At 65.1% G+C, this 654-nt stretch carries 2 protein-coding genes; both read left to right on the top strand.

Features of this window, described 5'->3' with window-relative positions; all coding sequences use genetic code 11:
• Window positions 1-179: 179 nt before the first annotated feature.
• Window positions 180-452 (top strand): nucleotidyltransferase family protein, encoded by a 273-nt coding sequence (locus FrCorBMG51_RS20610; protein ID WP_235433772.1) that lies wholly within the window; start codon window positions 180-182, stop codon window positions 450-452.
• Window positions 453-462: 10 nt separating this feature from the next.
• Window positions 463-645, top strand: coding sequence for a ribonuclease HepT family protein (locus FrCorBMG51_RS25675; protein ID WP_052914883.1), 183 nt, complete (start codon window positions 463-465; stop codon window positions 643-645).
• Window positions 646-654: the final 9 nt, after the last annotated feature.

Here is a 654-nt window from a genome sequence, read left to right as displayed (position 1 = left end):
ACACTGATCACGAGACACTCCCAGTTTGATTTCCTATGGGCAGTGAAGCTTAATACCGCTGTTCACGAAAGCGGTATTGCCCGGTTTGCCGGCGGACCGTCCGGGCAGGAGGTAAGTGACGTCTGAGCCGGGAGGGATGCCCGCAAGCGGGGGAGCGGTCTCCGGCGACGTTGGATGAGGTGCGTGTGCATCGTGAGGAGATTCTTGCTGTCGGGCGTCGGTTCGGGGTTCGGAATGTGCGGCTGTTCGGGTCGGTGGCTCGTGGTGAGGCCACGGGGTCCAGTGATCTGGATCTGCTGATCGATGTCGGGGCTGGTCACGGATACTTCGACATGGCGGCTTTCGCGCTCGCGGTGGAGGACCTGCTGGGTGTGTTCACGCAGGTCGCGACCGAGGGCGGGCTGAAACTGCGTATCCGTGACCGGGTGCTCGCCGAGGCTGTGCCGGTCTGAACGGCTGTCTGTGCGGCGGGACGAGGAGCGGCTGGCGGACATCCTGGACGCGGCGGAGAAGATCGCGGTTCGGGTGCGGCGCGGCCGGGAGCGGTACGACACCGACGAGGACGTGCAGATCGTGCTCACTCATCTCGTACAGGTGATCGGCGAGGCATCGTCCCGGCTGTCGTCGGAGCTCACCAGCCGGTAGCGGCAGGGG

This window comes from Protofrankia coriariae, from assembly GCF_001017755.1.
GTDB lineage: Bacteria > Actinomycetota > Actinomycetes > Frankiales > Frankiaceae > Protofrankia > Protofrankia coriariae.
The sequence above is the reverse complement of the archived record's forward strand: the minus strand, read 5'-3'. Positions and strand labels throughout refer to the sequence as shown.